Genomic DNA, 4,943 nt, shown 5'->3' with positions numbered 1-4,943 from the left:
TACATTTTCGGGAACAATATGAGCCAAAACCTTGAAAATCCTTCCCGCACCATGAACAGCCCATAGTATATTCCCAATATGCTAAAAAAATCTACCGGATTGATGACATATCATCCCATTTCTGGGCGATAAACATCAATTGTATAATATTTATACAAAAAAATTTATTGTAAAATTATTAAAAACGTGATTCGAATATTATTATATAGGAACTCAGCGCGTATTAACGATGATAAGAAGGGCTGATCATTATGATCAGTCCTTTTCTGTTTTAACGAATTGCTTTTCGCAATGCGTCATTAATACGTGTTTGCCATCCGGCACCTGTTTGTTTGAAAGCAGCCAACACATCGGCATCCAGGCGTATTGTGACTTGCTGTTTTGGATTGTGATTGATGGGGCGGCCACGCCTTATAACCTTGCCATTATCTTCGATGGTAGCTGTCTTGAAAAAAGCTTCTGTCAGTTCTGGCGCGTCATCAGGATCAATCCATTTGTTGCCGCCAAATTCGTTCTTCTGTGTCATGAGCATGCCTCATTGAGATTATGCGCTTGGCTTTTCCGCGTGGCGTCCAGACCATCACCACCAGTCTATCACGTATGAACCCGGCTGTTATGAACCTGTCTTCCCCGTAGTTTTTTCGCGTATCCGGTGATGTGGCTGTGCGTCCGGAAAAGAGAAGACTGGCATCATGGAAATCCAAGCCACGTTCTTGAAGGGTTTTCTCCCTTTTCGCGGGGTCATATTCAATTTCCATATAATTAATGTAGCTACAAAAAATATGGATTTCAAGTTTTTTGTAGCTACACTAAGGACTTTGCCCTCACTCAACTTTCTGTTGCAATAGCAGCTCGGTATGTCTGGCCAGGATAGGCTACTGGTGATGGCAAGATGCGAGAACTTGCCAGAATCCTACGATCCGTTGCATTGTCCTAAAAATGCGAAACCCCCGGAGTTGGAAGCTCCGAGGGTTTCAGAAACTCGCTGTTGCACCGGCGAGACAGATGCAAAGGCGCTAGCAACCGCCAGAGCATCCAATGGGAATATAGCTTTGGGCCAGGATTGGTTCAATGCTTTATGTCCAGGGAAGTGTCTCGCCGTCTGAAAGGACGGATATGACTGCCTCGTTTGCTTCCCAGCTCTGGACCCTTACACAGTCCGGCCAGATTACTGCAAAGACCCATCTGACCTTGCAGGCCCTGGCCTCGTTTGTTGGTCATCGTGGCCTGTTCCCCTCGCATGAAAGCATTGCTGCCCGTGCTGGTGCATCCGTCAGGACCGTTATCCGAGCGCTGGAGCGTGCGTATGAGTTGGGGATAGTAGAACGGACACGGCAGCGTATCAGACGATCAGGGCGGCTTGTGAATGGTCCTAATAGGTATCGCTTGATTTTGATGGACTTTGAACAAGCCAAGGTGGCAGCAGCTCATGCCACCCAGAAGCTACGCGATGCTTTAATCCGCAGGAAACAGCGGTTTCTTTCTAACTGCCAAAATGGCAGCGAAATTGATTTTCAGAGTCAAAATAATAGACTTATGCCACATACGCTGGAGGAATACCGTCTGATCTTTGCTCGAATGGATGCAGGAATGACCGCACAGGAAGCAGGATATAAGGGCGGCACCTAATTCCATTTCCAACACCATATCAAACACCAGCATCGCAATGCTCATGAAGATGAGAAAATGAGAAAACTTGTCTTAATTTCTGAAAATCATCCAATGTGCGATTAAAAGATGCAATTTAAGTAGGTTCTACCTAGCGTTTGTCAGATCAAAAAATAAGCAACACGGAATCTATCCGTCAAATATCAAAAGCCAAAGATCGGGTAGAATAAATGACGGGCACCCCCACCATGCCTTGCCTTATTTTCTTAGCGGCTCAATTGGGATATATCATAAAGAGAACCTGCACAGTTGCCATTATGAACGGTTGCAATTGTGCACAAATGAACATGGGTAGACGTGCAGATGAAAATACTAGCAATAGCAATGCAAAAAGGGGGCGTTGCAAAATCGTGGCTGACGCGATCCCTATCTGTTGTGGCCTCTCATGAAGGGTTAAACGTGCTAGTCATCGATATGGACAGCCAGCAATCCACAGTCGCATGGAGCGAGCGTAGAGAGGCGGAAACTCCACTTGTGCAGTTCTCGACGGAAAGAGAGTTGCCTGCGATCCTAAAAAGGGCATCTGAGGCTGGGTGTGATCTTGTGTTTATTGATACTCCGCCAGCTCGTAGCACAGAGGCTCCCGCTGCTGTGGACGCAGCTGACATGGTGCTTATACCGTGCACCCCCGACATCGAAGCTTATGAACAAGTTGCACGTACTGAACGCCTGGCCCGTTTAGCAGGGAAGCCTGCTCTTGCAATTCTGACTATGACCCAGCCTTCTGGCAAGTCTGAGCAGGAGATTGCTCAAGAAGTTTTTGCCAGCATGAACCTAGAAATGGCCTTACCCACCATTGCACGCCTGAAAGCTCATCGAGACGCCGCCCGTGAAGGTAGGACAGCAACAGAAACCGAGGCAGATAGCCGCGCTGCTCGAGAGATTGCTGCACTTTGGATGTGCATAAAAGAACGATTGAACATTAGAACGAGTGCAATTGTGCACAATTGCACTCGTGAACAGGTGCAGAAATGAGCAAAAAACAAACGGTATCGTCTTTCCTGGCTGCCATGAAACGTGGCGATCCTGCTGCACCAGTAGATGCTCCAGCTCTTACCGCACCAACAAAGGTAGCCAGTAAGACTCGCGTGGGTTTAAAACACATTGGCGGTTATCTGGATGTCGAGACCGTTGAGAAGGTAGCTATCCTTCGCGCACGTCTCCGCCTGGACAATTCTCAGCTCATCAAGAAAGCTATTACTGAGCTATTCGATAGGGAAGATGCTGCCCGTAAGTTTGGGGATCGGTGACGACTTGACCTGTCCTATGCTCCCCTTTTGAAGAGTATACCACCTAGCCAAAACGCATGTCCCTAAGATATTTACAATGCCTTTTTTAAATTTTGCGATGATATATCTATAGGTTCTGGACTAAGGAGAAAACAGATGACCAAAAAGTTTAAGGCTGAAGACGTTCTTTTTGTTGTTCGTAACAACATGATGGAGCTTATGGGCAAAATGGGGGTTTCATTGGAACTGGACCCCTCAGATTCGAATGTGGTCCATTACTGTGATTCCACAACTCGGCTCATAAACGGAAATGCTTTTGAAGGGTCAAAGGACCACGAATATATCAATTACAAGTTCACGGTTGATGAACTGGCGTCCCTTCCTGATGACGTTTTGTGGGACTTTCGGTTCTATCTGAGAGATAAGGAAAAAGGTTTTTATCTGCTTCCTTTGTGGGTCTTTCCTCGTATTAAAGACGGAGAGGTTTTGCAGGTGATTAATGGAGAAACTATGGTGGTTGATCACAGCGACAAACAGATAGATTTGGCCATTAGGTGCGGTTGCGTGGCATATGGTTTTTTTGTAAAAAGAGAAAAGAAAAGTGAGTAATAATGAATATATATAAATTAATTATCCAAGCATATCCTATGAATAGTAGATATTGATATATTAATGTCATTATTTTTTAAGAAACTTTGTATATATCTAAACGTATTTTTTTTACGACGCAATTCCTGAACAAGGTTAATAACCTCCTGTTGTGTAGGAATCGGATTCAAATTTCCATTTGGCCCTAATTCAAATCCAAATGGAATTTTCCCCCCTAAATAGCGTCCACGATGCTTTTGATCGCTTTTTACCTGGGCAATCCGTTCACGAATTCGATCCCGTTCAGCTTCAGCTACGGCGCTCAAAATGGTGAACATCAATTTGGAGATGCCGTCTCCACAGACATTTCCGCCCAGGTCGATCATATGAAGACCGATATCTTGGGATTTGAACTGATCTAATATGCCCAGGGCATCAATGGCGGACCTGAACATCCGATCTAGTTTAGGGGTGATAACGCAATCCCCTGGTTTCAAGGTTTTCAGCAAGAGCTGGCCTTCAGACCGCTCAGAGAGCGATGTAGAGCCTGAAACTCCCCGTTCTATAAACACCTGATCAAGAGTGAAGCCGTGTAGAGCGGCATAATTAATGATCTGGCGATTTTGAACAGCCAGGCTTTCACCTTCATCCGCCTGGCGGAGTGTGCTGACGCGGGCATATCCATAAACGGCCATTTTTCACCATGTTCTCTTGTTCGGTTGCATTTTTACACCCTAAATCTGTTCGATTGTTTTAGCAAGCGAACAATTTCCCAAAAGGGTAAATGCATAAGTAGGTGGTTACATAAAACTATTGTAGAAGTTTTAAGAGATAAACAAATAAATAATAACTACTTATTAATAAACTTATAAAACATATTGTTCTGTTGAAAATAACATATTGGATACGACATACTTCTAGGTATGCACGAATCTAAATGTATACATACACTTCTACACTTCTACACTTCTACACTTCTACACTTCTACAGGTGTAAATGTAACCACCATATAAAAATATATGGTGAAAATAATGACAATAAATAAAAAAGATATAGAGGTTTCCTATAACTGCCATATGGCAGCAATTAGGAAGAATAATCCTTTAAACGTATATCTTGTGATCCTTTGTAAGGATTTACCTGTTTACACTGTTCATCAAAACTCCACTCAGAAGCAAAAAGAAAAAAATAGATTAGAATGTATAAGATACGTTCTTAACTTTTTAAGAAACTTCTCTAGATCAAAACTTCATAAATTTGATTTATACTATTTACTTACTCTAGAAATGACCCCTGCTGGCGGAAGAGGTCTACATTTAAACATTCTTCTTCATATTCCAAATGTTGTAATCGGTAGGTATCTCCAGGAGAAACTTTATAAAATGTTCGACACGAATGAAGAAGAATGGATAAACATGAAAATGAAGCCATTCTTTTTAAAAGGAGCAAAGGATTTT

At 43.3% G+C, this 4,943-nt stretch carries 8 protein-coding genes; 5 read left to right on the top strand and 3 right to left on the bottom strand.

Going from position 1 to position 4,943, the window contains the following annotated elements; all coding sequences use genetic code 11:
• Positions 1-271: 271 nt before the first annotated feature.
• Positions 272-526: a BrnA antitoxin family protein gene (locus LDL32_RS17910; protein WP_255673981.1), complete on the bottom strand. Its 255-nt coding sequence runs from the start codon at positions 524-526 to the stop codon at positions 272-274.
• Positions 486-758 (bottom strand): BrnT family toxin, encoded by a 273-nt coding sequence (locus LDL32_RS17770; protein ID WP_233069309.1) that lies wholly within the window; start codon positions 756-758, stop codon positions 486-488. The genes LDL32_RS17910 and LDL32_RS17770 overlap by 41 nt, the downstream gene beginning before the upstream one ends.
• Before the next feature lie 313 nt (positions 759-1,071).
• Here LDL32_RS17770 and LDL32_RS17765 point away from each other — a divergent pair, with 313 nt between their 5' ends.
• From LDL32_RS17765 to LDL32_RS17750, 4 genes are all read left to right on the top strand, one after another.
• Positions 1,072-1,629 carry a helix-turn-helix domain-containing protein gene (locus LDL32_RS17765; protein WP_233069307.1) on the top strand — a complete coding sequence of 186 codons (558 nt, stop codon included), beginning with the start codon at positions 1,072-1,074 and terminating at the stop codon, positions 1,627-1,629.
• Between the two features lie 342 nt (positions 1,630-1,971).
• Positions 1,972-2,643 (top strand): ParA family protein, encoded by a 672-nt coding sequence (locus LDL32_RS17760; RefSeq protein WP_233069306.1) that lies wholly within the window; start codon positions 1,972-1,974, stop codon positions 2,641-2,643.
• Positions 2,640-2,918: a hypothetical protein gene (locus tag LDL32_RS17755; RefSeq protein ID WP_233069304.1), complete on the top strand. Its 279-nt coding sequence runs from the start codon at positions 2,640-2,642 to the stop codon at positions 2,916-2,918. Before LDL32_RS17760 ends, LDL32_RS17755 begins: the two co-directional genes overlap by 4 nt.
• Before the next feature lie 135 nt (positions 2,919-3,053).
• Positions 3,054-3,506 (top strand): hypothetical protein, encoded by a 453-nt coding sequence (locus LDL32_RS17750; protein WP_233069302.1) that lies wholly within the window; start codon positions 3,054-3,056, stop codon positions 3,504-3,506.
• A gap of 17 nt (positions 3,507-3,523) precedes the next feature.
• Here LDL32_RS17750 and LDL32_RS17745 read toward each other — a convergent pair whose 3' ends face one another.
• On the bottom strand, positions 3,524-4,180 hold the full coding sequence (locus LDL32_RS17745) for a recombinase family protein (protein ID WP_233069293.1): 657 nt from the start codon (positions 4,178-4,180) through the stop codon (positions 3,524-3,526).
• A gap of 337 nt (positions 4,181-4,517) precedes the next feature.
• Here LDL32_RS17745 and LDL32_RS17740 point away from each other — a divergent pair.
• Positions 4,518-4,943, top strand: a 426-nt coding sequence (locus LDL32_RS17740; protein WP_233069284.1) for a hypothetical protein, incomplete at its 3' end; no start/stop codon positions are given.

The organism is Komagataeibacter sp. FNDCF1 (assembly GCF_021295335.1).
GTDB lineage: Bacteria > Pseudomonadota > Alphaproteobacteria > Acetobacterales > Acetobacteraceae > Komagataeibacter.
This window is presented reverse-complemented; position numbering and strand designations above follow the sequence as displayed.

What these genes read in the sequence shown, in the direction of transcription:
- LDL32_RS17910 (WP_255673981.1), bottom strand. Translation starts at nt 526, where the DNA reads ATGACACAGAAGAACGAATTTGGCGGCAACAAATGGATTGATCCTGAT.
- LDL32_RS17770 (WP_233069309.1), bottom strand. Translation starts at nt 758, where the DNA reads ATGGAAATTGAATATGACCCCGCGAAAAGGGAGAAAACCCTTCAAGAA.
- LDL32_RS17765 (WP_233069307.1), top strand. Translation starts at nt 1,072, where the DNA reads ATGCTTTATGTCCAGGGAAGTGTCTCGCCGTCTGAAAGGACGGATATG.
- LDL32_RS17760 (WP_233069306.1), top strand. Translation starts at nt 1,972, where the DNA reads ATGAAAATACTAGCAATAGCAATGCAAAAAGGGGGCGTTGCAAAATCG.
- LDL32_RS17755 (WP_233069304.1), top strand. Translation starts at nt 2,640, where the DNA reads ATGAGCAAAAAACAAACGGTATCGTCTTTCCTGGCTGCCATGAAACGT.
- LDL32_RS17750 (WP_233069302.1), top strand. Translation starts at nt 3,054, where the DNA reads ATGACCAAAAAGTTTAAGGCTGAAGACGTTCTTTTTGTTGTTCGTAAC.
- LDL32_RS17745 (WP_233069293.1), bottom strand. Translation starts at nt 4,180, where the DNA reads ATGGCCGTTTATGGATATGCCCGCGTCAGCACACTCCGCCAGGCGGAT.